The organism is Variovorax sp. OK605, assembly GCF_900115445.1.
Lineage (GTDB): Bacteria > Pseudomonadota > Gammaproteobacteria > Burkholderiales > Burkholderiaceae_C > Variovorax.
In genome coordinates, this window is sequence record NZ_FOWL01000017.1 from 18,083 (window position 1) to 43,289 (window position 25,207).

Below are 25,207 nucleotides of genomic sequence, written 5' to 3' on the forward strand. Positions count from 1 at the left end.
TTCAAGGCGCCAGGAAGGTGGTGAGCTTCTGGCTCAGCACCGTGGCGGCTTCTTCCCATGTGGTTTGGATGCCGATTGTAGAAAGATCGACCGTTTGCAGCCCCGCATAGCCGCAAGGGTTGATGCGCGAGAAGGGTTCGAGGTCCATCGCGACGTTCAGCGCCACGCCGTGGTAGGTGGCATGGCGGCTCACCTTGATGCCCAGCGCGGCGATCTTGCCGAGGCCGCGGAAGGGGTCGCCGGCGGGCTGCGGGCCGGTCAGGGCCGCGTGCGAAAACGGGTCGTCCAGGCGCACGTAGATGCCCGGCGCGCCGGGCACGCGGTGGCCGGTCACGCCGAAATGGGCAAGGGTGCGCAGCACCGATTCCTCGATGCGGTAGACGTATTCCTTGACGAAATAGCCCGCGCGGCGCAGGTCGATCAGCGGGTAGGCCACCACCTGGCCGGGGCCATGGAAGGTGACCTGGCCGCCGCGGTCGGTCTGCACGACGGGGATGTCGCCGGGGTTCAGGATGTGGTCCTGCTGGCCCGCGATGCCCTGGGTGAAGACCGGCGCATGCTCGCAAATCCATAGCGCGTCGGGCGTGTCGGGCGTGCGTTCCAGGGTGAATTTCTTCATGGCCGCGAAGGTGGCGGCGTAGTCGACGCGGCCCAGCGGGTGCAGTTCGATGGCGGGAGCGGCGGTGGTGGTGTCGGTCATGGCGTGGCCTGCCGCGCGGGCAGCTTGCGGGTCTCGCCGATGGCGAGCGTGAAGAAGGCGTCGTCGGCCACGCCCTGGGCCTTGCGGGCCGTGGCCAGGTCCTTGGGCGGCTGGTCGAGCGCCTCGTCGGTGAGCGAGAAGGTGGCCCAGTGCACGCCCAGGCTGCGCTTGGCGTGCAGTTCGCGGTGGATGCGCACGCTTTCGTCGGGGTTGACGTGCTGGTCGGTCATGAACCAGCGCGGCTCGTAGGCGCCCACGGGCAGCAGGGCGAGGTCGAAGCCGCCGCCCTGGGTGCTGCCCTGGCGCGGCGCGAGGCGGGCCTGGATGTCGGCGAAGTCCTTCGAATAGCCGGTGTCGCCGGAATAGAAGAGGTGCATCTTCGGCGAGAGCAGCGCGAAGCCGCCCCACAGCGTCTGCATCTTGTCGCCGAGGCCGCGTGCGCTCCAGTGCTGGGCGGGCACGAGGAACACCTGTACCGCGTCGGGCGTACCAGGCGTGCCGGGTGTGTCGGTGGCAATGCCCGCGCCGTCGCGCTGGATGCGGGCCTGCTTCGCCTGCAGCGAGCCCTCGGCGGCCGGCAGCGTGATGCTGTCCCACCAGTCGAGCTCGACCGCGTTGGCGATGCCGCGCTCCGCCAGCCACGGCGCGATGCCCAGCGGCACCACGAAGAGCGGCGGCCCGCCGGCCTGCGCGTTCAGCGCCTTCACGCTGCCTTCGTCGAGGTGGTCGTAGTGGTTGTGGCTGATCAGCACCAGGTCGATGTGCGGCAGGTCTTTCAGCGCGACACCCGGCGGCTGGAAACGCTTCGGGCCGGCGAACGAGAACGGGGAGGCGCGATCGCCGAACACCGGGTCGGTCAGCACGTTGAGGCCGCCGCCGGCGGTGGGCACCTGCACGAGCACGGTGGCGTGGCCGATGAAGGTGGCGGCGGGCTGCGTGGCTGCGCCTGTGTTGGCCTGCAGGAATGCGAGATCGGGCGAGACCACCGGCGGCGCCGCCTCGGGCGCGGGCGGCAGGCCCTTGAACCACGAGGGCAACTGCCAGCCCAGCAGGACATCGGTGAAGAAATTCTTCGGCTTGAACGCGATGTAGTTGTCCTGGAAGCCGTCGGGCCGGTGGTGCTTGCGGCTGGCGTCGTAGTACGGGTTGGGCGCCGTGGTGCAGGCGGCCACGAGGCCGCTTGCACACAGTGCCGCCGCCACGAAGCGCCAGCGCAGGGTCAAAGCACGACCTTGACCATCGGGTGCGCGGACAGCGCGCGGTACAGGTCGTCGAGCTGCTCGCGGCTGGTGGCCGTCACGGTGATGGTCACGCCGAGGTAGTTGCCGGCCTTGCTTTCGCGCAGCTCGACGGTGGTGGCGTCGAAGGCCGGGTCGAACTGCTCGGCGATCTGCGTGATCGCGTGCACGATGCCGTCGACCTTCGCGCCCATCACCTTGATGGGGAACTGCGAGGGGTACTCGATCAGCGATTCCTTGCGGGGATCGGGGACCGGCGTGGTCTCGGTTGCCGCCGGTGCTGCAGTCGCTGCAGTTGCCGCGGTGGTCGCGGTGTTCTCGATGGGGGTCGTGTTGTCGGTCATGCCGGGGCTCCGTGCTTCTGTGCGTTGCGTACCTTGGCCTGTTGGTAGGCCTTGTACAAGCTGTCGTAGATGGGGCCGGGACGGCCATTGCCAATAGCCTGGCCGTCGAGGGTGACGACGGGCAGCAGCTCCTTGCTGGCCGAGGAGATCAGCAGCTCGTCGGCGGCGAACACTTCGTCGCGCGTGATGCGGCGCAGCTCGTACGCAATGCCCTGTTCCTCGCACAGGCGCTCGAAGAGGCCGTAGCGGATGCCGGTGAGCACGAGGTTGTCCTTGGGCGGGCCCATCAGCTTGCCGTTCTTCACGACCCACACGTTGCTCGACGAGGCCTCGCTGAGCCATTCGCCGCGGAACATGATGGTCTCGGTGGCGCCGGCCTCCACGCTGATCTGCCGCGCAAGCACCGCGCCCAGCAGGCTGGTGCTCTTGATGTGCGCCTTCTGCCAGCGGAAGTCGTCCGCGGTGACGCAGGCCACGCCCTTGGCGCGAACGGCGTCGGAGATCGGGGGCAGCGGGTTCACCATGACGAACACCGTCGGCACCAGGCCGCGCACCATCGCGTGGTCGCGCGGGGCCACGCCGCGTGTGACCTGAAAGTACACGGATTGCGGGGCTTCGCCGCCGGGTGCGACGAGGTGCATGACAATATCGCGCCACTGCGCGAGCGTGTGCGGGTTGTCGATCTGCAGCTCGGCGAGCGAGCGGTCGAGGCGGGCCATGTGCTCCTCGAAGCAGAAGGGCTGGCCGAAGTAGACGGGGACGTATTCGTAGATGCCGTCGCCGAAGATGAAGCCACGGTCGAGCACGCTGATCTTGGCGTCGCGCAGGGCGGTGAATTCGCCGTTGAGGTAACAAAGCGTGGCAGGCAGGGCGTCGGTGATAGGGTGCATGCCGAGAATTATGGTTGTGCAGGCATCGTCGGGCTCGCGTCAGGGAATGCGGTGCCGATTTGCATGCGGGACACTCAGGGTGGCCGGATGGGTTGGGTTTTTACTTATAATCAATGGCTTTGTAGAAATTCTGGGTCGTCATCCGGGCTTCATTCGAAATGAAAACAATCGCCCGTCAAGACTCGGAGGTCGCTGAAGACCTCGATGCAGAATTCAAGCCGTTGACCGCCGAACAGGCGCGTGAACTGCGAGCAAAGAACCCTTCGGTCTCCCCATGGCGGGTGGTCGCGGGTCAGTTGGTTGTCGGTCTGGTGGTGGCTTTGGCCGCCTGGGGACTGACGGGGAGGCAAAATCTGGGTTGGTCCGCCGCTTACGGTGCGATCGCGGTGGTTGTTCCATCGGCGGTCTTCGCACGTGGGCTGACCGGTCGATTTTCTTCCTTGAATCCTGGCACTGCGGTGTTCGGATTCTTCCTGTGGGAAATGGTCAAGATGGCCTTGTCGGTGGCGATGCTGATCGCTGCGCCAAGGCTCGTAACGGCGCTGAGCTGGCCAGCAATGCTGGTCGGCCTGGTGGTGACAATGAAGGCGGCCTGGTTGGCGGTGATGTTCTCGCCCCGGCGCCGGAAACAGAGAGACGAGTAACGGAATGGCTGCTGAAAACGCTGCGGAACATGGTCAGACCGCGGGTGAATACATCGTTCACCACTTGACGCACCTGCAAAGCTCCAAGCCTGGGGGCGTTGCGGACCTGACTGTTTTCAATTTCGACTCGCTGTTCTTTTCGATCTTGCTCGGTGTCATCGGCTGCTGGCTGCTGTGGCTTGCTGCTCGCAAAGCTACTTCGGGCGTTCCCGGCCGTTTTCAAGCGGCTGTCGAACTGCTCGTCGAAATGGTCGACCAGCAGGCCAAGGGCATTGTCCACAACGCCACGAGCCGCAAGTTCGTTGCTCCGCTGGCGCTCACGATCTTCGTGTGGATCTTCCTGCTCAATGCAATGGACTTGTTCCCCGTCGATTTGTTCCCGGCCATCTGGGCGAAGATCTTCGGCATTGCCGGTGAAGACCCGCACCATGCCTACCTGCGTGTCGTGCCCACCGCCGACCTCTCGGTGACCATGGGCATGTCGGTGGCGGTGCTGCTGATCTGCATCTACTACAACATCAAGATCAAGGGCGCTGGCGGCTGGATCCACGAGCTGTTCACCGCACCCTTCGGCAACCATTGGGCGCTGTACCCCTTCAACTTCGCCATGCAGATGATCGAGTTCGTCGCCAAGACGGTCTCGCACGGCATGCGGTTGTTCGGCAACATGTACGCCGGCGAACTGATCTTCCTGCTGATCGCCTTGATGGGCGGTGCCTGGTCCATGTCGGCCACCGGCATCAGCCTGGCCATCGGCCACATCATCGCGGGCACGGCCTGGGCCATCTTCCACATCCTGATCATCACGTTGCAAGCCTTCGTGTTCATGATGCTGACGCTGGTCTACATCGGCCAGGCCCACGATCACCACTGATCATCGGTTTTCGTTTCTGTTTTTTGTTTTCTCTTCAACCAAAGTCCTCTAGGAGTCATCATGGAAGTTATTAGCTTTGTTGCACTGGCCGCCGGCCTGATCATCGGTCTGGGCGCTGTTGGCGCATGTATCGGCATCGGCATCATGGGCAGCAAGTACCTCGAGTCGGCCGCACGTCAGCCTGAGCTCATGGGTGAACTTCAAACCAAGATGTTCCTGCTGGCCGGTCTGATCGACGCTGCTTTCATTATCGGCACCGGTATCGCTCTGTGGTTCGCAACGGCCAACCCGTTCCTGGCTCAGATCGCCAACCTGCCGAAGTAAGTCTTTCTCGTCGGACCTGCGTCGTCGTTCTCTAGGACATCTAGCGAATGGCTTCGATTCAATCCCATAGAGAGGGTGAAAAGTGAGCATTACCGGTACCCTGATCGTTCAGATGATCGTGTTCCTGATCCTGGTCGGGTTCACGATGAAGTACGTGTGGCCGCCGATCGCGAAAGCGCTGGACGACCGCGCTGCGAAGATCGCCGAAGGCCTCGCTGCCGCCGACAAGGCAAAGTCCGAGCTGAGCGCCGCCAACAAGCGCGTGGAAGCCGAACTGGGCCAGGCACGCAACGAGTCCGCACAACGTCTTGCTGACGCCGAACGTCGCGCCCAGGCCATCGTTGAAGAGGCCAAGGCCCGCGCGACCGAGGAAGGCAACAAGATCGTTGCAGCCGCCCGCGTCGAAGCCGACCAGCAGGCCGTGAAGGCCCGCGAAGCCCTGCGTGAGCAGGTCGCCGCGCTGGCCGTCAAGGGCGCAGAGCAGATTCTGCGCAAGGAAGTGAATGCGGGCGTTCACGCCGATTTGCTCGCCCGTCTGCAGACCGAACTCTGATAGAAGCCATGGCAGAACTCGCCACCATTGCACGCCCCTACGCCGAGGCGCTCTTCAAGGCGTCGTCGTCCGACGTCGCCGGCACCAGCGCATGGCTCGAAAAGATGGCCGTCATCGCGGCCAATCCCGAGCTCCAGCAGTTCGCCGACAACCCGAAGGCCACGGCCGAACAGGTGGTTGGCGTGGTTGCCGGTGCATTCGGCGCGCCGCTGACCGCTGCTGCCCAGAACTTCCTGGCCGCGCTCCTCGAGAACGGGCGTTTTTCGGTGCTGCCGGAAATTGCGAAGCAGTTCCGGACACTGGCCAACGCGAAGAGCGGCTCGTCCGACGCCGTTGTCTACAGCGCCTTCCCGATCGACGCCGCGGCCCTGGCCGGTGTGTCGGCCGCGCTCGAAAAGCGCTTCGGTCGCAAGCTCCAGGTCACGGTTCAGCAAGAGCCGGAACTGATCGGCGGCATTCGTGTGGTGGTCGGCGACGAGGTGCTCGACACCTCCGTCAAAGCGCGCCTTGAACAAATGAAAGTTGCGCTGGCGGCCTGACGGTCTCCATCGCCTTACAAAGAAAGAAGGAAAGAGTCATGCAACTCAATCCCGCAGAAATTTCCGAACTGATCAAGAGCCGCATCGAGGGCCTCGGGGTCAGCGCCAACATCCGCAACGAAGGCACCGTGGTGTCGGTGACCGACGGCATCGTGCGCGTGCACGGCCTGTCGGACGCGATGCAAGGCGAAATGCTTGAATTCCCGCCGAGCGCGGACGGCACGCCGTCCTTCGGCCTCGCACTGAACCTCGAGCGCGACTCTGTCGGCGCCGTGATTCTGGGCGAATACGAACACATCTCCGAAGGCGACACCGTGAAGTGCACGGGCCGCATCCTGGAAGTGCCGGTGGGCCCCGAGCTCATCGGCCGCGTGGTGAACGCACTGGGCCAGCCGATCGACGGCAAGGGTCCCATCAACGCCAAGATGACCGACGTGATCGAAAAGGTCGCACCGGGCGTGATCGCCCGCAAGTCCGTCGACCAGCCGATGCAAACGGGCCTGAAGTCCGTCGACTCGATGGTGCCGATCGGCCGCGGCCAGCGCGAGCTGATCATCGGTGACCGCCAGACCGGCAAGACCGCCGTGGCCATCGACGCGATCATCAACCAGAAGGGTCAGAACATGACCTGCGTCTACGTTGCGATCGGCCAGAAGGCTTCGTCGATCAAGAACGTGGTGCGCGCACTCGAACAAGCCGGCGCGATGGACTACACCATCGTGGTGGCGGCATCGGCCTCCGAATCGGCGGCCATGCAATACGTGTCGGCCTATTCGGGCTGCACGATGGGCGAATACTTCCGCGACCGCGGCCAGGACGCCCTGATCGTCTATGACGACCTGTCCAAGCAAGCCGTGGCCTACCGCCAGGTCTCGCTGCTGCTGCGCCGCCCGCCAGGCCGCGAAGCCTACCCCGGCGACGTGTTCTATCTCCACAGCCGCCTGCTCGAGCGCGCAGCCCGCGTGAATGCCGACTACGTCGAAGCCTTCACCAAGGGTGAAGTCAAGGGCAAGACCGGTTCGCTGACCGCACTGCCGATCATCGAAACGCAAGCCGGCGACGTTTCCGCGTTCGTTCCGACCAACGTGATCTCGATCACCGACGGCCAGATCTTCCTGGAAACCAATCTGTTCAACGCCGGCATCCGTCCCGCCATCAACGCCGGTATCTCGGTGTCGCGCGTGGGCTCGTCGGCTCAGACCAACCTGGTGAAGAACCAGTCCGGCGGTATCCGTACCGACCTGGCGCAGTACCGCGAACTCGCGGCCTTTGCCCAGTTCGCTTCCGACCTCGACGAAAGCACCCGCAAGCAGCTCGACCGCGGTGCCCGTGTGACCGAATTGCTCAAGCAGAACCAGTACAGCCCGCTGCCCATCTCGTTGATGAGCGCCACGCTGTTCGCGGTGAACAAGGGCTTCATGGACGACATCGACGTCAAGAAGGTGCTTTCGTTCGAACACGGCTTCCATCAGTTCCTCAAGTCGAGCCACGCACCGCTGCTGGCCACGATGGAAAAGAACGGTGCCAAGTGGGATCCCAAGCCCGCCAAGGCCGATGACAGCGAAGAGAAGAAGGCCTTCAAGAAGGTCTGCCAGGACGCCGAAGCCGAGCTGATGGCGGCCGCCACTTCGTTCAAGAAGTCGTTCGCCTGATCGACGCAAGAAGGAACTCTCATGGCAGCTGGTAAGGAAATCCGCGGCAAGATCAAATCGGTGGAGAACACCAAGAAGATCACCAAGGCCATGGAAATGGTCTCGGTTTCCAAGATGCGCAAGGCGCAGGAACGCATGCGCGCCGCGCGCCCCTACAGCGAAAAGATCCGCAACATCGCGGCCAACCTTGGCAAGGCGAACCCGGAGTACACCCACGCGTTCATGAAGACAACCGAGGCCAAGGGCGTCGGTTTCATCATCGTGACCAGCGACAAGGGCCTGTGCGGCGGCTTGAACACCAACCTGCTGCGTGCCGTCACCGGCAAGCTGCGCGAAGCGCAGGCGGCGGGCAACGTGGTCGAGTCGGTGGCCATCGGCAGCAAGGGCCTGGGCTTCCTGAATCGCATTGGCGCCCGCGTGGTGGCCCATGTGACGCAGCTGGGCGACACGCCGCATCTCGACAAGCTCATCGGGCCCGTCAAGACGCTGCTGGACGCCTATGCCGAAGGCAAGCTGTCGGCGGTGTACCTGTGCTACACGAAGTTCATCAACACCATCAAGCAAGAGCCGATGGTGGAGCAGTTGCTGCCGCTGAAGGCCGAAACGCTGCAGGCCGATCCGGGACATCATTCGTGGGACTACATCTACGAACCCGATGCCCAGAGCGTGATCGACGAACTGCTGGTGCGCTACGTGGAATCGCTGGTGTACCAGGCCGTGGCCGAGAACATGGCGTCCGAGCATTCGGCGCGCATGGTGGCCATGAAGGCGGCGACCGACAACGCGGGCAATGTGATCAGCGAACTGAAGCTGGTCTACAACAAGACCCGTCAGGCTGGCATCACGAAGGAACTGTCCGAAATCGTGTCCGGCGCGGCCGCTGCTGCAGGCGTGTGATCAAGGCAGTGCAACGGGCCGCATTGCTGACCGGGCGCGCTCTGCGCGCCTGGTAATACAAGGCCTATTTTTAGGGGACTCGCAAAAAATGAAGAAGATTCTTGCTCTGGTGGCCATCGCTGCCGCGCTGACCGCCTGCTCGAAGAAGGAAGATGCTCCCGCGCCCGCACCGGCTCCCGCCGCTGCACCCGCGCCGGCGCCTGCTCCCGCAGCACCGGAACCCGCAGCAGCACCGGCGGCACCTGCCGCAGCCCCGACGGCCTCCGCCGCCGACCTGCCGCAAGAGTGCAACGACTACCTGGCCAAGGTGCAGGCATGCGTTTCTGCGCAAAGCGGTGCTGCCGCCGATGCAATGAAGTCGAGTCTCGATCAGACGAAGGCCACCTGGGCTTCGATGGGTGCCGACAAGGCTGCGCTGGGTCAAGCCTGCAAGGCTGCCTCGGATGCCTTCGCCGCGCAAGCCACGGCCATGAAGTGCTGATCTGAACCATTCAAGGGTGCCGGCCTGTCCGGCATTCTTGCAAAAGCGGCCCGTACTGGCACCAGGACGCTTCTGCAAGAACCTGTCGCAATTATTTAGAGATCCATCCAGAAGGAAACGTCATGGCTGAAGGAAAAATTGTCCAATGTATCGGCGCCGTGGTCGACGTGGAGTTCCCGCGTGACCAGATGCCGAAGATTTACGACGCACTGAAGTTCGAAGGCAGCGCGCTGACCCTCGAAGTCCAGCAGCAGCTCGGCGACGGCGTGGTGCGCACGATTGCACTCGGCTCGTCCGACGGCCTGCGCCGCGGCATCATCGTCACCAACACCGGTGCATCCATCACCGTGCCAGTCGGCAAGGCCACCCTCGGCCGCATCATGGACGTGCTCGGCTCGCCCATCGACGAACGCGGTCCGGTCAGCCAGGAGCTCACGGCTTCGATCCACCGCAAGGCCCCAGCGTACGACGAACTGTCGCCTTCGCAAGACCTGCTGGAAACCGGCATCAAGGTGATCGACCTGGTGTGCCCGTTCGCCAAGGGCGGCAAGGTGGGCCTGTTCGGCGGCGCCGGCGTGGGCAAGACCGTGAACATGATGGAACTCATCAACAACATCGCCAAGGCTCACTCGGGTCTGTCGGTGTTCGCCGGTGTGGGTGAACGTACCCGCGAGGGCAACGACTTCTATCACGAGATGGCCGACTCCGGCGTCGTGAACCTCGAGAAGCTCGAAGACTCGAAGGTGGCCATGGTCTACGGCCAGATGAACGAACCCCCGGGCAACCGTCTGCGCGTGGCGCTGACCGGCCTGACCATCGCCGAGTCGTTCCGCGACGAAGGCCGTGACGTTCTGTTCTTCGTGGACAACATCTACCGCTACACGCTGGCCGGTACCGAAGTGTCGGCACTGCTGGGCCGCATGCCTTCCGCCGTGGGCTACCAGCCGACGCTGGCCGAGGAAATGGGCCGTCTGCAAGAGCGCATCACGTCGACCAAGGTCGGCTCGATCACCTCGATCCAGGCCGTGTACGTCCCTGCGGATGACTTGACCGACCCGTCGCCCGCCACCACCTTCGCCCACTTGGACTCGACCGTGGTGCTGTCGCGTGACATCGCCTCGCTGGGCATCTACCCCGCCGTGGACCCGCTGGACTCGACCTCGCGCCAGCTCGACCCGAACGTGGTCGGCGAAGAGCACTACAACGTGGCCCGCGCCGTGCAAGGCACGCTGCAGCGCTACAAGGAACTGCGCGACATCATCGCCATTCTGGGCATGGACGAACTGGCTCCCGACGACAAGCTCGCCGTGGCCCGCGCCCGCAAGATCCAGCGCTTCCTGTCGCAGCCGTTCCACGTGGCCGAAGTGTTCACCGGCGCGCCTGGCAAGTACGTGCCGCTGGCCGAAACCATCCGTGGTTTCAAGATGATCGTGAACGGCGAAGCCGACCACCTGCCGGAACAAGCGTTCTACATGGTGGGCGGCATCGACGAAGCGTTCGAAAAAGCCAAGAAAATCGCCTAAGGCGACAGAGGAACTCAGATGGCAAACACCATTCACGTCGACGTGGTCAGCGCGGAAGAGTCGATCTTCTCGGGCGAAGCCAGGTTCGTCGCGCTGCCCGGTGAAGCCGGTGAGCTCGGCATCTATCCGCGCCACACGCCGCTGATCACGCGCATCCGCCCCGGCGCGGTGCGCATCGAAACGGCCGACGGCAAGGAAGAATTCGTCTTCGTGGCAGGCGGCATTCTCGAAGTGCAGCCCAACGCCGTCACCGTGCTGTCCGACACCGCGATCCGCGGCAAGGACCTCGACGACGAGAAGGCCAACCAGGCCAAGGCCGCCGCGGAAGAAGCGCTGAAGAACGCGAAGAGCGACATCGACATCGCGATGGCGCAATCGGAGCTGGCCGTGATGGCCGCCCAGATCGCGGCGCTGCGCAAGTACCGCCAGAAGAAGTAATCGGTCTTCCGATTGCGCTGACAAGAAGCCGCCCTCGGGCGGCTTTTTTGCGTCTGGAACGCATGAGTTTTCGTTCGACTTCGATCTGAATTTGGTCGAAGTTCAGCCTTGTCTGGCTGAAGACCTCCGCCTAGTATTCGCCTTCGCCCGGACCCAAGGGCGGCGAAGACAAGAACACCGGAGACAAGACGCGTGGCACGCTGGAGTGGCATCACCGCCGATGAAATGCGGCTGCTGGAAACGACCTTCTGGTCGGCCGGCGGCTCACGCCACGCCATGGCCGAGCAGCTCGGCTTCTCCAAGAGCAAGGCCAACGGCCTGATCGCGGGCCTGGTCGAGCAGGGCCTGCTGTCCGAAGCCGGCCTGCAGCGCTCCTCCGGCGGGCGCCGCGCCGAGAACCTGCAGCTCCACGCCGGCCTCGGCGTGCTGGTGGGCATCGACATCGGCGCCACCAGCCTCGACGTGGCCGTGCTGCGCCCCGACCTCACCGTGCTCGCCCAGCATGACGAACCCGCCGACGTGCGCCAAGGCCCGGCCGTGGTGCTGGCGCGCGTGCGCACCCTCATGCGCGAGCTGCTGGCCCGTTGCGGTGCCGTCGCCAAGGACGTGCTCGGCATCGGCATCGGCGTGCCCGGCCCGGTGAACTTCGAGATCGGCCAGCTCGTGAACCCGCCGCTCATGCCGGCCTGGGACAGCTTCTCGATCCGCGACTACCTGCGCGAGGACTACAGCGCGCCGGTGTTCGTCGACAACGACGTGAACCTCATGGCGCTCGGCGAGCTCTGGCGCCTCAAGCGCTCGCTGACCAACTTCCTCGTCATCAAGATCGGCACCGGCATCGGCTGCGGCATCGTCTGCCACGGCGAGGTGTACCGCGGCGCGGCCGGCTCGGCCGGCGACGTGGGCCACATCTGCGTCGACCAGGAAGGCCCGCGCTGCCATTGCGGCAACCTCGGCTGCGTCGAGGCCATGGCCGCCGGCCCCGCCATCACGCGCATGGCCATCCAGGCCGCCGAGGCCGGCGAAAGCGCGGCGCTGGCCGAGTGCCTGCGCGTGCACGGCCGCATCGACGCCATCGACGTGGGCCAGGCCAGCCGCGGCGGCGACACCGCGGCCAACGACATCATCCAGCGCGCGGGCAGCCTGATCGGGCAGATGCTCGCGTCGGTGGTCAATTTCTTCAATCCGTCGCACGTGTTCATCGGCGGCGGCATCACGCGCATCGGCCCGCTGTTTCTCGCCGCCGTGCGCCAGAGCGTGTACCAGCGCTCGCTGGCGCTGTCCACGCGGCACCTGGAGATCCAGTACACGCCGCTGGGCATGCAGGGCGGCCTGGTCGGCGCCGGCGTGCTCGCGATGCACGAGACCCTGAAGGTCCGCGGAGTGGCGCCATGAACGCAGAAACAAAGGGCAGCGTGGCCGTCGAGTTCGACGGCGTGGTGAAGGCCTTCGGCCCCGTGCAGGTGCTGCACGGCGTGAGCTTCGCGCTCGCGCCCGGCCGCGTGTACGGCCTGCTCGGCGAGAACGGCGCGGGCAAGTCCACGCTGATGAAGATCCTCGCGGGCTACGAGTCGCTCACCGGCGGCACGCTGCGCATCAACGGCCAGCCGCCGCAGTTCGCGAGCTCGCGCGACGCCGAGGCATTGGGCATCGTGCTGATCCACCAGGAGTTCAACCTCGCCGAAGACCTGAGCGTGGCGCAGAACATCTTCCTGGGCCATGAAAAGAAGAAGGGCTGGCTGCTCGACGACGCCTCGATGGCGCATTCCGCGGCCGATGCGCTCGCCGCCGTCGGCCTGCACATCGACCCGCGCACCAAGGTGCGCCGCCTCATCGTCGCGGAGAAGCAGCTCGTCGAAATCGCCAAGGCCATCGCCCGCCGCGCGCGCCTGCTCATCATGGACGAGCCCACCGCCACGCTCACGCCCGGCGAGACCGCGCGCCTGTTCAAGCTGATCGCACAGCTGCGCGCCGACGGCGTGACCATCGTCTACATCTCGCACAAGCTCGACGAGGTGGAGCAGGTGACCGACGAGGTCATCGTCATGCGCGACGGCCGCTTCGTGGCGCGTTCGCTCACGGCCGACGTCACGCGCCAGCAGATGGCCAACCTCATGGTGGGCCGCGAGCTGGCCGACCTGTACCCGCCGCGCGACGCCGTGGTGGCGGCCGACGCGCCCGCGATGCGCGTGCGCAATTTCACCGTGCCCGGCTGGGCGCAGGACGCGGGCTTCGAGGTGCGCCCCGGCGAGATCCTCGGCTTCGCGGGCCTGGTCGGCGCGGGCCGCACCGAACTCTTCGAAGGCCTGCTCGGCCTGCGCCCGGCCAGCGGCAGCGTCGAGATGCTCGGCAAGCCCGTGCCCGGCAACAGGGGCTGGCGCAACCCGCGCGATGCCGCCAAGCACGGCCTCACCTACCTCAGCGAAGACCGCAAGGGCAAGGGCCTGCACGTGAGCTTCGGCCTGCGCCAGAACCTCACGCTGATGGCGCTGGAGCGCTATGCGCAGCCCTGGCTCAAGCCCGAGGCCGAACGCGGCGCGCTGGCCGAGGCGGTGAAGGACTACGGCATTCGCACCGGCTCGCTCGACGTCAAGGCGTCTTCGCTGTCGGGCGGCAACCAGCAGAAGCTCGCGCTCGCCAAGGTGCTGCAGCCGCGGCCCAAGGTGGTGGTGCTCGACGAGCCCACGCGCGGTGTCGACGTGGGCGCCAAGCGCGACATCTATTTCCTGATCCAGCGACTCGCCCGCGAAGGGCTCGCGGTGATCGTCGTCTCGTCGGAGCTGATGGAACTGATCGGCCTGTGCCACCGCGTCGCGGTGATGCGCGCGGGCCGGCTCGTTGCCACGCTCGACGCGGACCATCTGACAGAAGAGGAGCTCATCGCTCATGCCACCGGAACCGCAAACTCCCCCGCCATCGCTTGAGGCCGCGCAGCAGCAGCACCGCAGCGAGTCCAGGCCGCGCTGGACGGAGCGCCTGCACGGGCTCGGCCCGGTCATCGGCCTCGTGCTGCTGTGCATTGCCGGCACGCTGCTGAACAGCGACTTCGCCACGCTGGACAACGCCATGAACGTGCTCACGCGCACGGCCTTCATCGGCATCATCGCGGTGGGCATGTGCTTCGTGATCATCTCGGGCGGCATCGACCTGTCGGTGGGCTCCATGGCCGCGCTCATCGCGGGCAGCGTGATCATGTTCATCAACTGGGCCGGGCCCGCCTCGGGCTCGCCGATGCTGGCGGTGGTGATGGGCGCGGTGCTCGCGGTGGTGCTCGGCGCGGTGTTCGGGCTGGCGCACGGCCTGCTCATCACCAAGGGCCGCATCGAGCCCTTCATCGTGACGCTGGGCACGCTGGGCATCTTCCGCGCCTACCTCACCTACTTCGCCGACGGCGGCGCGCTCACGCTCGACAACGAGCTGTCGGACCTCTACGCGCCCGTGTACTACGCGAGCCTGGCGGGCATTCCGGTGCCGGTGTGGGTGTTCGTGATCGTCGCGGTCATCGGCGGCGTCATCCTGAACCGCACGGCGTACGGGCGCTACGTGCAGGCCATCGGTTCCAACGAGCAGGTGGCGCGCTACGCGGCGGTGGACGTCGACCGCGTGAAGATCATGACCTACGTGCTGCTGGGCGTGTGCGTGGGCATTGCCACGCTGCTGTACGTGCCGCGCCTGGGCTCGGCCTCGCCGACCACCGGCCTGCTGTGGGAGCTGGAAGCCATTGCGGCGGTGATCGTCGGCGGCACCGCGCTCAAGGGCGGCGCGGGCAGCATCACGGGCACCGTGGTGGGCGCGATCCTGCTCTCGGTCATCAGCAACATCCTGAACCTCACCAGCATCATCAGCGTGTACCTCAACGCCGCGGTGCAGGGCTTCGTGATCATCATCGTGGCGTTCCTGCAGCGAGGGCGCCGCTAGGTCTTTTCGTTCGTTCCCGTTCCATCAACCACAAGGAGACACCCAGCATGACGACTTTCACCAGACGCCTCGCACTCACGGCCGTGGCCGCCGCAGCGTTCGCCAGCCTGCCCGCGCTTGCCGCAGAAAAGGTCAACCTCGGCGTTTCGATTCCCGCGGCCACGCACAGCTTCATGGGCGGCATCAACTACTGGGCCAACCAGGCGAAGAAGGACCTCGAGAAGGAACACAAGGACCTGAAGATCACGATCAAGACCGCGGCCAACGCGCCCGAGCAGGCCAACCAGCTGCAGGACCTGTCAACGGTCACCAAGATCAACGCGCTGGTCGTGTTCCCGTTCGAGTCGGCCGCGCTGACCAAGCCCGTGGCACAGGTCAAGGCCAAGGGCGCCTACGTGACCGTGGTCGACCGCGGCCTGACCGACACCAGCGCGCAGGACGCGTACGTGGCCGGCGACAACACCGCCTTCGGCAAGATCCCGGCCGAGTACATCGTGAAGCAGCTCGGCGGCAAGGGCAACGTGGTGGCGCTGCGCGGCATTGCGACCACGCTCGACAACGAACGCATGGACGCCTTCAATGCCGTTCTCAAGGGCAGCCCCGACATCAAGCTGCTGGACGCCAAGTACGCCAACTGGAACCGCGACGACGCCTTCAAGGTCACGCAGGACTACCTCACGCGCTTCAAGAGCATCGACGCCATCTGGGCCGCCGACGACGACATGGCCGTGGGCGTGCTCAAGGCCATCTCGCAGGCCAAGCGCGACGACATCAAGATCGTGTTCGGCGGCGCGGGTGCCAAGGACATGGTCAAGACCATCATGGACGGCAAGGACAAGCGTATCGGCGCCGACGTGAGCTACTCGCCCAAGTTCATCTACGACGCGATCAAGCTCACGGCCGAAGCGCGCCTGAAGGGCGAGAAGCTGCCGGCGACGACGATCATTCCTTCGGTGCTCATCACCAAGGACAACGCCAAGGACTTCTACCACCCGAACTCGCCGTTCTGAATGCCATCGGCCCAGTGGCCGATCGCTTCACACCCTCTCCCCTTGGGGAGAGGGGCGGGGTGAGGGCCTGCGGCGATGGCAAAGGCTGTGCGTGTGCGACGGCCGCTGCCCTCACCCTGGCCCTCTCCCAGAGGGAGAGGGAACAGTTTCAGGAACACCGAGGAGATCGATGACCGATTCACCGCTTCGCAAGCTGCGCTACGCCATGGTCGGCGGCGGCCGCGACGCCTTCATCGGCGCCGTGCACCGCAAGGCCATGGCGCTCGACGGCCAGATCGCGCTCGCTGCCGGCGCGCTGTCGTCCAGCCCTGACAAGGCGCGCGCCTCGGGCCGTGACCTCGGCCTGGCCGACGACCGCAACCATGGCGACTGGCAGGCGCTGCTGGCCGACGAGCTGAAGCGGCCGGTGGACGAGCGCATCGACTTCGTGTCGATCGTCACCCCCAACCACGTGCACTTTCCGGTGGCGCAGGCCTTTGCCGAGGCGGGCTTCCACGTGGTGTGCGACAAGCCGCTGGTGCACACGCGCGAGCAGGCCGATGCGCTGGTCGCCACCGTGGCCAGGCGCGGCACCGTGTTCGGCGTCACCTACAACTACACCGGCTACCCGATGGTGCGGCAGGCGCGCGAAATGGTGCGCTCGGGCCAGATCGGCGAGGTCCGCAAGGTCGTCGTCGAATACAACCAGGGCTGGCTCGCGAGCCATGTCGAAGGCGGCACCAACAAGCAGGCCGACTGGCGCACCGACCCCGCGCGCAGCGGCGCCGCCGGCGCCATCGGCGACATCGGCTCGCATGCCGAGAATCTCGTGGCCACCGTCACCGGCCTGGACATCGAGAGCCTGTGCGCCGACCTGGGCGCGCTGGTGCCGGGCCGCACGCTCGACGACGATGGCAGCCTGCTGCTGCGCTTCCAGGGCGGCGCGCGCGGCGTGCTCATCGCCTCGCAGATCAACACGGGCCTGGAGAACGACCTGCGCCTGCGCGTGTCGGGCACGCTGGGCACGCTCGAATGGCACCAGGAGCAGCCGAGCCAGCTGCTGCACCTGCCGCACGACGGCCCCAAGCGCGTGCTGACGCGCGGTGCGCCCTGGCTGTGCGAATCCGCGCAACGCGCGAGCCGGCTGCCGGCAGGGCACCCGGAAGGTTTCATCGAGGCCTTCGCGAACGTGTACGCGGGCGTGGCGGCGGACATCCGCGCGCGGCTCGCGGGCCAGGCGGCCGATCCGCTGTCCGCCGACTACCCGCGCGTGGAAGATGGCGCGCGCGGCGTGCGCTTCATCGAGCGCACGGTGGCCTCGGCGAAAAGCGAATTAAAGTGGACGCCCTGGTAGCGCACGGCGCGCTGCGCGGGCCTCCATGACGCCTTCCACCTCCAAAGCTCCCGACGCTTCCGACGCTTGCTCCTCGACGGCGCAGCCCTGGCTGAGCGCCCTGTGGCGGCGCTGCGTCACGCTGTTCCCGCTGAAGCTGGTCGGCAACATGGCCGCCACCGTCGGTTTCTTTCCGCTCTACTTCTGGATCATGAAGAACGCGGGCCAGGCCCGGGTGCTGCCGCTCACGGCCGTCGACCACCTCATCGCCTTCTGGCCCGCGCTGCTGCCGGTGTACCTCTCGCTGTGGGGCTACATCGCGCTGCCGGTGCTGCTGGCCAAGGACAAGCGCGAGCTGTGGCGCTTCTCCTTCGGCTGCGCGGCCATGACGGCGCTGGCGCTGCTGGTGTTCTGGTTCATGCCCACGGCCATTCCCAACTTCACGGTCGACGCCGCGCCCGGAACGTCGCTGCAGTTCCTCAAGATGGTCGACTCGGCCGGCAATGCCTTCCCTTCGCTGCACGTGTCGTTCTCGGTGTTCGCCTGCGTGGTGCTGGCGCGCCAGCTGCGCGAGGTGGGCGCGCCCGCGTGGCTGCGCATCGTCAACGTGGCGTGGGCCGCGGGCATCGTCTATTCGACGATGGCGGTGCGCCAGCACGTGCTGATCGACGTGATGGGCGGCTTCGCGCTGGGCGTGGCGCTCGGCGTGGCCACGCGGCAGCGCACGCCGGCTTCGGTGGCCGCGCAGGACACGCAGGACGCGCAGGACGCGCAGGTCACGAAGACCCGTCCGGCGTAGGCCGATTGCGGTATTCCGCCGCCGCGGTGCGCGCGGTACAACCCGGGCATCACCGTTCACCGATGCGGAGCCCGCAATGAAGATCCGTCTGTCCGCCTGCCTGCTCTGTCTGCTGGCCGGCGCCGTCGCCGGCCCCGCCTTCGCGCTCGACTTCCCGGCGCGCAAGCCCGGCCTCTGGGAAATCCAGACCGGCGACGGCACCGGCAAGGGCCCCGCCGGCGCGCACACCATGCAGCAGTGCATCGACGCGGCCAGCGACAAGGCGATGCGCGACATGGGCCAGGGCATGGGCAAGGACATGTGTTCGAAGCAGGAGTTGCGCGCCGACGGCGGCAAGCTCGTGATGGACTCGGTCTGCAAGATCGGCAACACCACCGCCACCTCGCACGCCGTGCTCAGCGGCGACTTCAACACGGCCTACCGCATGGAGAGCAAGTCGAGCTACAACCCGCCGCTCATGGGCCGTGCCGAGGGCGCCAGCGTCATGGAGGCGAAGTGGGTCGGCCCCTGCAAGGCCGACCAGAAGCCCGGCGACATGGTCATGTCCAACGGCATGAAGATGAACGTGCTGGACATGATGAACACCCGCCCGAAAAAATAACGGGCCGGCGCAGAGCGAGTGCAGGGGAGCGCCCAAGTAGGCGCCGGCCCACAGCGCCTCGCGGCCGAGGCTCGGCGCCACGGCAGCCGGGCTGCGCCTACGATGGCGTGCCATGCCCCTCTCACAAGATGCGCAAAGTGCGCAAGAAGTGCAGGAAGATCTCGTCGTCGCCCGGCCCGAGGGCCTGTACTGCCCGCCCGGCAATTTCTACATCGACCCGTGGCGGCCGGTGGGGCGCGCGATCATCACACACGCCCATTCGGACCACGCCCGCATCGGGCACGCGCACTACCTCGCCCACACCGACAGCGAAGGCACCCTGCGCACGCGGCTCGGGCAGGACATCAACCTGCAGACGCTGCCCTACGGCGAGGCCATCGAACACCACGGCGTGCGCGTTTCTCTGCACCCGGCCGGCCATGTGCTGGGCTCGGCGCAGGTGCGGCTCGAACACGGCGGGCGCGTGTGGGTGGCCTCGGGCGACTACAAGACCGAGCCCGACGGCACCTGCGCGCCCTTCGAGCCGGTGCCCTGCGACACCTTCATCACCGAGTCGACCTTCGGCCTGCCGATCTACCGCTGGCCCACGCAGGCCGTGCTGTTCGCGGAGATCGACGCGTGGTGGCGCGCCAATGCCGAAGCGGGGCGCGCGTCGGTGCTGTTCTGCTATGCCTTCGGCAAGGCGCAGCGCATCCTGCATGGCGTGGACGCGAGCATCGGGCCGATCGTGGTGCATGGCGCGGTGGAGCCGCTCAACGCGGTGTACCGCGCGGCGGGCGTGGCCCTGCCGCCCACTCTTCGCGTGAGCGACGAGGGGGTGGATGCGGCGATGCTGAAGCGCGCATTGGTGCTCGCGCCGCCTTCGGCGCAGGGCACGCCGTGGATGAAGCGCTTCGGAAACTACGCCGATGCGTTCGCCAGCGGGTGGATGCAGCTGCGCGGCACGCGCCGCCGCAGGGGTGTGGACCGCGGCTTCGTCATGTCCGACCACGCCGACTGGCCCGGCCTGCAGCAGGCCATTGCGGGCACGGGCGCCGAGCGCGTGTTCGTCACGCACGGCAGCGTGCAGGTGATGGTGCGGTGGCTGACCGAGAACGGGCTGGATGCGCAGGGCTTCAAGACCGAGTACGGCGATGAAGACGACCAGGAGGCTCCGTCGCTTGTAGGCGGCGCGCAGGGGCAAGTGCCGGTGCCGGTGACGCGCGACGCAGATGCCGTCAGCCCCCATCCCGGCCTTCCCCTGGCAGGGGAAGGAGCCGGTACATGAAGGCCTTTGCCGCGCTGTACCGCGAGCTCGACGCGAGCACATCGAACCTCGCCAAGCAGGCCGCGCTGCAGCGCTACCTGCGCGAGGCCGACGCGGGCGATGCCGCATGGGCCGTGTACTTCCTGGCGGGAGGCAAGCCACGCCAGCTCGTGCCCACCAAGCTGTTGCGCCTGCTCGCGCAGGAGTCGGCGGGGCTGCCCGAGTGGCTGTTCGACGAGAGCTACGACGCCGTGGGCGACCTGGCCGAAACCATCGCGCTGCTCTTGCCGCCGCCCAGCGAGGCGCACGACCTCGGCCTCGCAGGCTGGGTCGAGCAGCACCTGCTGCCGCTGCGCGAGGCCGCGAAGACGGCGCCCGAGCAACTCGCCGACCGCCTGCGCGCGCAGTGGCGCCAGCTCGCGGCCGAAGAGCGGCTGGTGTACTTCAAGCTCATCACCGGCGCGTTTCGCGTGGGCGTGTCGAAGCTGCAGGTCACGCAGGCGCTCGCGGCGGTCGGCGGCATCGACGCCAAGCGCGTGGCGCAACGGCTCATGGGCTACACGCACATCGGCGCGCGGCCGCAGCAGTGCGACTACCTCGCGCTGATCGCGCCCGAGTCGAGCTCCGAGCAGGTGCAGAAGACCAGCGGGCAGCCGTACCCGTTCTTTCTCGCGCATCCGTTCAACATTCCGCTCGAGCAGTTCGACGCGGTGCTCGGGCCGCCGGCCGACTGGGTCGTCGAATGGAAGTGGGACGGCATCCGCGCGCAGTTGGTGAAGCGCGCCGGCGCGGTCTGGGTGTGGTCGCGCGGCGAGGAGCTGGTGACGGAACGCTTCCCCGAGCTGGCGATGCTGGGCGAGGCCTTGCCCGATGGCACGGTGATCGACGGCGAAATCGCCGTGTGGCGCGAGGACAAGGTCCAGCCCTTCGCCGAGCTGCAAAGGCGCATCGGCCGCAAGACGCTGGGCCCCAAGCTGCTGCGCGAGATTCCCGTGGTGCTGCTGGCCTACGACCTGCTCGAATGGGAAGGCCGCGACCTGCGCGCGCTGCCGCAGTCGCAGCGGCGCGTGCTGCTCGACGACCTCGTCACACGCGTGCAGCACCCTTCGCTGCTGCCGAGCCCGATGCTCACGGGGGCCGACTGGACCGATCTCGCCAGGCAACGTGAAGCCGCGCGCAGCATGGGCGTCGAAGGCATGATGCTCAAGCGCCGCGACGCGCAGTACGGCGTGGGCCGCACCAAGGACGTCGGCGTGTGGTGGAAGTGGAAGATCGAGCCGCTCAGCATCGATGCGGTGCTGATCTATGCGCAGCGCGGCCATGGCCGGCGCGCCAGCCTCTACAGCGACTACACCTTCGCCGTGTGGGACGGCCCGCCCGGCCAGGAAGACCGCAAGCTGGTGCCCTTCGCCAAGGCCTACTCGGGGCTTACCGATGCGGAGATGGGGCGCGTGGACGCAGTCATCCGCAAGACCACCGTCGAGAGCTTCGGGCCGGTGAAGAGCGTGAAGCCGACGCTGGTGTTCGAGCTGGGCTTCGAAGGCATTGCGCGCAGCACGCGGCACAAGAGCGGCATCGCGGTGCGCTTTCCGCGCATGCTGCGGTGGCGTGAAGACAAGCCGGTGGCGGAGGCGGACACCTTGCAGACGCTGGCTGCGTTGCTGCCGTCATGACCGAGCCGGCGGACCCCGTATTTCTCCCCCCCTCCCGGGGGAGGGCCGGGGTGGGGGCAAGCGGCCTCGAAGCCCGCGCGGCGTTGAAGGCCGCGAGCCCCCATCCCAGCCTTCCCCCGGAAGGGGAAGGAGCAAGACAGTCGAAGCCGCTCAAGTGACAGAGCCGGCGGACCCCGCATTGCTCCCTCCCCTCCCGGGGGAGGGCCGGGGTGGGGGCAAGCGGCCTCGGAGTCCGCGCGGCGTTGAAGGCCGCGTGCCCCCATCCCAGCCTTCCCCCGGAAGGGGAAGGAGCAAGACAGTCGAGGGCGCTCAAGCGACAGAGCCGGTGGACCCTGCATTGCTCCCTCCCCTCCCGGGGGAGGGTCGGGGTGGGGGCAAGCGGCCTCGGAGTCAGCGCGGCGTTGAAGGCCGCGTGCCCCCATCCCAGCCTTCCCCCGGAAGGGGAAGGAGCAAGACAGTCGAAGCCGCTCAAGCGACAGAGCCGGCGGACCCCGCATTGCTCCCTCCCCTCCCGGGGGAGGGCGGGGGTGGGGGCAAGCGGCCTCGGAATCCGCGCGGCGTTGAAGGCCGCGAGCCCCCATCCCAACCTTCCCCCGGAAAGGGAAGGAGCAAGACAGTCGAAGCCGCTCAAGCGACAGAGCCGGCGGACCCCGCATTGCTCCCTCCTTTCCCGGGGGAGGGCCGGGGTGGGGGCAAGCGGCCTCGGAGTCCGCGCGGCGTTGAAGGCCGCGAGCCCCCATCCCAACCTTCCCCCGGAAGGGGAAGGAGCAAGACAGTAGCGGCTGCTCAAGCGACAGAGCCGGTGGACCCCGCATTGCTCCATCCCCTCCCGGGGGAGGGCCGGGGTGGGGGCAAGCGGCCTCGGAGTCTGCGCGGCGTCGAAGGCCGCGAGCCCCCATCCCAACCTTCCCCCACAGGGGGAAGGCGCAATTCAAAGTCCGTCAAGGCAGCGCTCGACGCATGGTTCGCCGCGCGCGGGTGGAAGCCGTTCAAGTTCCAGCGCGAGGTGTGGAAGGCCGTGGCCGAAGGCAGGTCCGGAATGCTTCATGCGACCACCGGCGCAGGCAAGACCTACGCCGTGTGGCTCGCTGCGCTGCTGGCCTTCTCGCAGGCCCGCAAGGAAACGGCGCGCCCCGCCGCCCCGCCGCTCACGGTACTGTGGATCACGCCCATGCGCGCGCTCGCGGCCGACACGCTGCGCGCGCTGCTGCAGCCGCTGGAAGCCCTTGGCGCCGAGGTGCATCCCTGGAGCGCGGGTGCGCGCAGCGGCGACACCTCGTCCGCCGAGCGCAGCGCGCAGAACCAGCGCCTGCCCACGGTGCTCGTCACCACGCCCGAGAGCCTCTCGCTGCTGCTCGCGCGCGCCGACGCGCGCGAGGTGCTCGGCCATGTGCGCATGACCGTGGTCGACGAATGGCACGAGCTGCTGGGCAACAAGCGCGGCGTGCAGGTGCAGCTCGTGCTGGCGCGGCTGAAGCGCTGGAACGCGGGCCTTGCGATCTGGGGCATGTCGGCCACCCTGGGCAATCTGCAGGAGGCCATGCATGCGCTGCTGGGCTATGAAGACGGCGTGCTCGTGCAGGGCCAGGTGCCCAAGAAACTGGTCATCGATTCGCTGTTGCCGGGCCGCGCCGAACGCTTCCCGTGGGGCGGCCACCTCGGACTCACGATGCTGCCGCAGGTGATCGAGGAAATCGCCGGCAGCAAGACCACGCTGGTGTTCACCAACACGCGCTCGCAGTCGGAGATCTGGTACCAGGCCCTGCTCGAAGCCAGGCCGGAGTGGGCCGGCGCCATCGCGCTGCACCACGGCTCGCTCGACCGCGCGGTGCGCGAATGGGTCGAGCTGGGCCTGAAGAGCGGCGAGCTCAAGGCCGTGGTCTGCACCTCGAGCCTCGACCTGGGCGTGGACTTCCTGCCGGTGGAGCGCGTGCTGCAGATCGGCTCGCCCAAGGGCGTGGCGCGGCTGCTGCAGCGCGCCGGCCGCTCGGGCCATGCGCCGGGTCGGCCGTCGCGCATCACGCTCGTGCCCACGCACAGCATCGAGATGGTCGAGGGCGCGGCCGCGCGCACCGCGATTGCGCAAGGGCACATCGAGGCGCGCCACTCGCCCGACCAGCCGCTCGACGTGCTGGTGCAGCACCTGGTGACGGTGGCGCTCGGCGGCGGCTTCGTGCCCGACGACCTGTACGGCGAAGTGCGCGGCACCGCGGCCTACGAGCACCTGTCGCGCGAGAGCTGGCAGTGGTGCCTCGACTTCGTGGCGCAAGGCGGCGCCTCGCTCGCGGCCTATCCGGACTACCGGCGCGCCGTGCCCGACGCCGAGGGCGTGTGGCGCGTGCCCGATGCGCGGCTCGCGCGGCGCCATCGCATGAACATCGGCACCATCGTCAGCGACGCGAGCATGTCGGTGCAGTACCTGGCCGGCGCGAAGATCGGCAGCGTGGAAGAGGGCTTCGTCGCGCGCATGAAGCCCGGCGACTGCTTCCTGTTCGGCGGCCGCCTGCTGGAGCTGGTGCGCATCCACGACATGACCGCGTGGGTGCGGCGCGCCAGCGGCAAGCGTCCCGCGGTGCCGCGCTGGAACGGCGGGCGCATGCCGCTGTCGAACACGCTGGCCGACGCGGTGGTGCAGCAGCTGGCGCTGGCGGATGAAGGCCGGTACGACTCGCCCGAGCTGCAATGCGTGCGGCCGCTGCTCGAGATCCAGCAGCAGTGGTCGGCTTTGCCGACGCCGCAGACGCTGCTGGCCGAGACGCTGACGACGCGCGAAGGCTCGCACCTGTTCCTCTATCCGTTCGCGGGCCGGCATGTGCACCTCGGGCTCGCGAGCCTGCTGGCGTGGCGCGTGGCGCAGCACGAGGCGCGCACCTTCTCCATCGCGGTGAACGACTATGGCTTCGAGCTGCTGAGCGCGACCGGGGTCGACTGGTCCACGTTGCTGCCGCAGGTGCTGCGGCTGCCGCAGGGGGAGGGCGATGAAGCGCAGGCCGTGTTGCTGCACGAGGTGCTGGCCTCGCTCAACGCGGGCGAACTCGCGCAGCGGCGTTTCCGCGAGATCGCGCGCGTGTCGGGGCTGATCTTCCAGGGCTACCCGGGCGAGAAGCGCAGCAGCAAGCAGCTGCAGGCCTCGTCGTCGCTGTTCTGGGAGGTGTTCCGCAAGTACGACCCCGCCAACAAGCTGCTGCAGCAGGCCGAGCAGGAACTGCTCGCGCAGGAGCTCGAGATCGGCCGGCTGCGCGCCAGCCTCGTGCGCATGGCCACGCAGCAGCTGGTGCTGAAGCCGCTCGCACGGCCGACGCCGTTCTCGTTCCCGCTGATGGTCGAGTTGTTCCGCGAGAAGCTGTCGAACGAGAACGTGGCCGACCGCATCGCGCGCATGGTCGAGCAGCTGGAGAAGGCCGCGGGCGGCGTGGTCACGGCCGGCGGCGTGGAGCGCGTGAAGAGCACGCTGGCCTTCGGGCAGGAGGGGGCCGGCAAGCCGCCGGCGCCGCGGCGGGAGCGCAGGCGGCCATCACGGCCATCGCGTCCGCTACCGCCGCTGTGAAAGC

General features: G+C 67.2%; 24 protein-coding genes. 20 read left to right on the forward strand and 4 right to left on the reverse strand.

From position 1 onward, the window contains the following. Position 1: 1 nt before the first annotated feature. From lipB to BM013_RS31940, 4 genes are read right to left on the reverse strand one after another with little or no spacing between them, the layout of a single operon-like run. Entirely contained in the window at positions 2–700 is a 699-nt protein-coding gene (gene lipB / locus BM013_RS31925) for a lipoyl(octanoyl) transferase LipB (protein WP_093132632.1), read from the reverse strand. Then, entirely contained in the window at positions 697–1,923 is a 1,227-nt protein-coding gene (locus tag BM013_RS31930) for an MBL fold metallo-hydrolase (RefSeq protein ID WP_256221803.1), read from the reverse strand. The genes lipB and BM013_RS31930 overlap by 4 nt, the downstream gene beginning before the upstream one ends. Continuing rightward, positions 1,920–2,282, reverse strand: a complete 363-nt coding sequence (locus tag BM013_RS31935) for a YbeD family protein (protein ID WP_256221804.1) — start codon at positions 2,280–2,282, stop codon at positions 1,920–1,922. Before BM013_RS31935 ends, BM013_RS31930 begins: the two co-directional genes overlap by 4 nt. After that, positions 2,279–3,172 (reverse strand): D-amino acid aminotransferase, encoded by an 894-nt coding sequence (locus BM013_RS31940; RefSeq protein WP_093132634.1) that lies wholly within the window; start codon positions 3,170–3,172, stop codon positions 2,279–2,281. Before BM013_RS31940 ends, BM013_RS31935 begins: the two co-directional genes overlap by 4 nt. A 158-nt stretch (positions 3,173–3,330) precedes the next feature. Between BM013_RS31940 and BM013_RS31945 the strand changes: the two genes are divergently transcribed. From BM013_RS31945 to BM013_RS32040, 20 genes are all read left to right on the forward strand, one after another. Next, a complete protein-coding gene (locus BM013_RS31945) occupies positions 3,331–3,816 on the forward strand; it encodes an ATP synthase subunit I (RefSeq protein ID WP_093132636.1) in 486 nt (161 codons plus the stop codon). A gap of 4 nt (positions 3,817–3,820) precedes the next feature. Next, entirely contained in the window at positions 3,821–4,690 is an 870-nt protein-coding gene (gene atpB / locus BM013_RS31950; protein ID WP_093132638.1) for a F0F1 ATP synthase subunit A, read from the forward strand. A 60-nt stretch (positions 4,691–4,750) separates the two neighbouring features. Beyond that, positions 4,751–5,014 carry a F0F1 ATP synthase subunit C gene (gene atpE / locus BM013_RS31955; RefSeq protein WP_007830191.1) on the forward strand — a complete coding sequence of 88 codons (264 nt, stop codon included), beginning with the start codon at positions 4,751–4,753 and terminating at the stop codon, positions 5,012–5,014. 82 nt (positions 5,015–5,096) lie between these two features. Further along, positions 5,097–5,567 carry a F0F1 ATP synthase subunit B gene (locus BM013_RS31960; protein WP_093132640.1) on the forward strand — a complete coding sequence of 157 codons (471 nt, stop codon included), beginning with the start codon at positions 5,097–5,099 and terminating at the stop codon, positions 5,565–5,567. Positions 5,568–5,575: 8 nt separating this feature from the next. Further along, entirely contained in the window at positions 5,576–6,106 is a 531-nt protein-coding gene (locus BM013_RS31965) for a F0F1 ATP synthase subunit delta (RefSeq protein ID WP_093132642.1), read from the forward strand. A 38-nt stretch (positions 6,107–6,144) separates the two neighbouring features. Then, positions 6,145–7,758 carry a F0F1 ATP synthase subunit alpha gene (atpA, locus tag BM013_RS31970; protein ID WP_093132644.1) on the forward strand — a complete coding sequence of 538 codons (1,614 nt, stop codon included), beginning with the start codon at positions 6,145–6,147 and terminating at the stop codon, positions 7,756–7,758. A gap of 21 nt (positions 7,759–7,779) precedes the next feature. Next, complete coding sequence (gene atpG, locus BM013_RS31975) at positions 7,780–8,655, forward strand: F0F1 ATP synthase subunit gamma (RefSeq protein ID WP_093132646.1); 876 nt, start codon at positions 7,780–7,782, stop codon at positions 8,653–8,655. Positions 8,656–8,743: 88 nt separating this feature from the next. After that, positions 8,744–9,136 carry a hypothetical protein gene (locus tag BM013_RS31980; RefSeq protein ID WP_093132648.1) on the forward strand — a complete coding sequence of 131 codons (393 nt, stop codon included), beginning with the start codon at positions 8,744–8,746 and terminating at the stop codon, positions 9,134–9,136. Positions 9,137–9,258: 122 nt separating this feature from the next. Then, the gene (gene atpD, locus BM013_RS31985; protein WP_093132650.1) at positions 9,259–10,659 is read left to right on the forward strand and encodes a F0F1 ATP synthase subunit beta; all 1,401 of its coding nucleotides are present in this window, start codon (positions 9,259–9,261) and stop codon (positions 10,657–10,659) included. 18 nt (positions 10,660–10,677) lie between these two features. Continuing rightward, positions 10,678–11,097, forward strand: a complete 420-nt coding sequence (locus tag BM013_RS31990; RefSeq protein ID WP_093057730.1) for a F0F1 ATP synthase subunit epsilon — start codon at positions 10,678–10,680, stop codon at positions 11,095–11,097. Positions 11,098–11,322: 225 nt separating this feature from the next. Beyond that, positions 11,323–12,492, forward strand: coding sequence for an ROK family protein (locus BM013_RS31995; protein WP_093132652.1), 1,170 nt, complete (start codon positions 11,323–11,325; stop codon positions 12,490–12,492). Continuing rightward, positions 12,489–14,021: a sugar ABC transporter ATP-binding protein gene (locus tag BM013_RS32000; protein WP_093132654.1), complete on the forward strand. Its 1,533-nt coding sequence runs from the start codon at positions 12,489–12,491 to the stop codon at positions 14,019–14,021. Before BM013_RS31995 ends, BM013_RS32000 begins: the two co-directional genes overlap by 4 nt. Beyond that, on the forward strand, positions 13,984–15,015 hold the full coding sequence (locus BM013_RS32005; protein ID WP_093132656.1) for an ABC transporter permease: 1,032 nt from the start codon (positions 13,984–13,986) through the stop codon (positions 15,013–15,015). Before BM013_RS32000 ends, BM013_RS32005 begins: the two co-directional genes overlap by 38 nt. 47 nt (positions 15,016–15,062) lie before the next feature. Further along, entirely contained in the window at positions 15,063–16,025 is a 963-nt protein-coding gene (locus BM013_RS32010; protein ID WP_093132658.1) for a substrate-binding domain-containing protein, read from the forward strand. A gap of 169 nt (positions 16,026–16,194) precedes the next feature. Beyond that, entirely contained in the window at positions 16,195–17,358 is a 1,164-nt protein-coding gene (locus BM013_RS32015) for a Gfo/Idh/MocA family protein (RefSeq protein WP_093132659.1), read from the forward strand. Positions 17,359–17,383: 25 nt separating this feature from the next. Next, entirely contained in the window at positions 17,384–18,136 is a 753-nt protein-coding gene (locus BM013_RS32020; protein WP_093132661.1) for a phosphatase PAP2 family protein, read from the forward strand. 76 nt (positions 18,137–18,212) lie between these two features. Continuing rightward, a complete protein-coding gene (locus tag BM013_RS32025) occupies positions 18,213–18,737 on the forward strand; it encodes a DUF3617 domain-containing protein (RefSeq protein WP_093132663.1) in 525 nt (174 codons plus the stop codon). Positions 18,738–18,849: 112 nt separating this feature from the next. Next, a complete protein-coding gene (locus BM013_RS32030) occupies positions 18,850–20,004 on the forward strand; it encodes a ligase-associated DNA damage response exonuclease (RefSeq protein ID WP_093132665.1) in 1,155 nt (384 codons plus the stop codon). Then, a complete protein-coding gene (locus tag BM013_RS32035) occupies positions 20,001–21,656 on the forward strand; it encodes an ATP-dependent DNA ligase (RefSeq protein WP_093132667.1) in 1,656 nt (551 codons plus the stop codon). The genes BM013_RS32030 and BM013_RS32035 overlap by 4 nt, the downstream gene beginning before the upstream one ends. Before the next feature lie 868 nt (positions 21,657–22,524). Further along, positions 22,525–25,203 carry a ligase-associated DNA damage response DEXH box helicase gene (locus BM013_RS32040; protein ID WP_371281374.1) on the forward strand — a complete coding sequence of 893 codons (2,679 nt, stop codon included), beginning with the start codon at positions 22,525–22,527 and terminating at the stop codon, positions 25,201–25,203. The last annotated feature ends 4 nt before the right edge of the window (positions 25,204–25,207 follow it).

Coding starts and splice junctions, on each gene's coding strand:
- lipB (WP_093132632.1), bottom strand. CDS start 700: ATGACCGACACCACCACCGCCGCTCCCGCCATCGAACTGCACCCGCTG.
- BM013_RS31935 (WP_256221804.1), bottom strand. CDS start 2,282: ATGACCGACAACACGACCCCCATCGAGAACACCGCGACCACCGCGGCA.
- BM013_RS31940 (WP_093132634.1), bottom strand. CDS start 3,172: ATGCACCCTATCACCGACGCCCTGCCTGCCACGCTTTGTTACCTCAAC.
- BM013_RS31945 (WP_093132636.1), top strand. CDS start 3,331: ATGAAAACAATCGCCCGTCAAGACTCGGAGGTCGCTGAAGACCTCGAT.
- atpB (WP_093132638.1), top strand. CDS start 3,821: ATGGCTGCTGAAAACGCTGCGGAACATGGTCAGACCGCGGGTGAATAC.
- atpE (WP_007830191.1), top strand. CDS start 4,751: ATGGAAGTTATTAGCTTTGTTGCACTGGCCGCCGGCCTGATCATCGGT.
- BM013_RS31965 (WP_093132642.1), top strand. CDS start 5,576: ATGGCAGAACTCGCCACCATTGCACGCCCCTACGCCGAGGCGCTCTTC.
- atpA (WP_093132644.1), top strand. CDS start 6,145: ATGCAACTCAATCCCGCAGAAATTTCCGAACTGATCAAGAGCCGCATC.
- atpG (WP_093132646.1), top strand. CDS start 7,780: ATGGCAGCTGGTAAGGAAATCCGCGGCAAGATCAAATCGGTGGAGAAC.
- BM013_RS31980 (WP_093132648.1), top strand. CDS start 8,744: ATGAAGAAGATTCTTGCTCTGGTGGCCATCGCTGCCGCGCTGACCGCC.
- atpD (WP_093132650.1), top strand. CDS start 9,259: ATGGCTGAAGGAAAAATTGTCCAATGTATCGGCGCCGTGGTCGACGTG.
- BM013_RS31990 (WP_093057730.1), top strand. CDS start 10,678: ATGGCAAACACCATTCACGTCGACGTGGTCAGCGCGGAAGAGTCGATC.
- BM013_RS31995 (WP_093132652.1), top strand. CDS start 11,323: ATGCGGCTGCTGGAAACGACCTTCTGGTCGGCCGGCGGCTCACGCCAC.
- BM013_RS32000 (WP_093132654.1), top strand. CDS start 12,489: ATGAACGCAGAAACAAAGGGCAGCGTGGCCGTCGAGTTCGACGGCGTG.
- BM013_RS32005 (WP_093132656.1), top strand. CDS start 13,984: ATGCCACCGGAACCGCAAACTCCCCCGCCATCGCTTGAGGCCGCGCAG.
- BM013_RS32010 (WP_093132658.1), top strand. CDS start 15,063: ATGACGACTTTCACCAGACGCCTCGCACTCACGGCCGTGGCCGCCGCA.
- BM013_RS32015 (WP_093132659.1), top strand. CDS start 16,195: ATGACCGATTCACCGCTTCGCAAGCTGCGCTACGCCATGGTCGGCGGC.
- BM013_RS32020 (WP_093132661.1), top strand. CDS start 17,384: ATGACGCCTTCCACCTCCAAAGCTCCCGACGCTTCCGACGCTTGCTCC.
- BM013_RS32025 (WP_093132663.1), top strand. CDS start 18,213: ATGAAGATCCGTCTGTCCGCCTGCCTGCTCTGTCTGCTGGCCGGCGCC.
- BM013_RS32030 (WP_093132665.1), top strand. CDS start 18,850: ATGCCCCTCTCACAAGATGCGCAAAGTGCGCAAGAAGTGCAGGAAGAT.
- BM013_RS32035 (WP_093132667.1), top strand. CDS start 20,001: ATGAAGGCCTTTGCCGCGCTGTACCGCGAGCTCGACGCGAGCACATCG.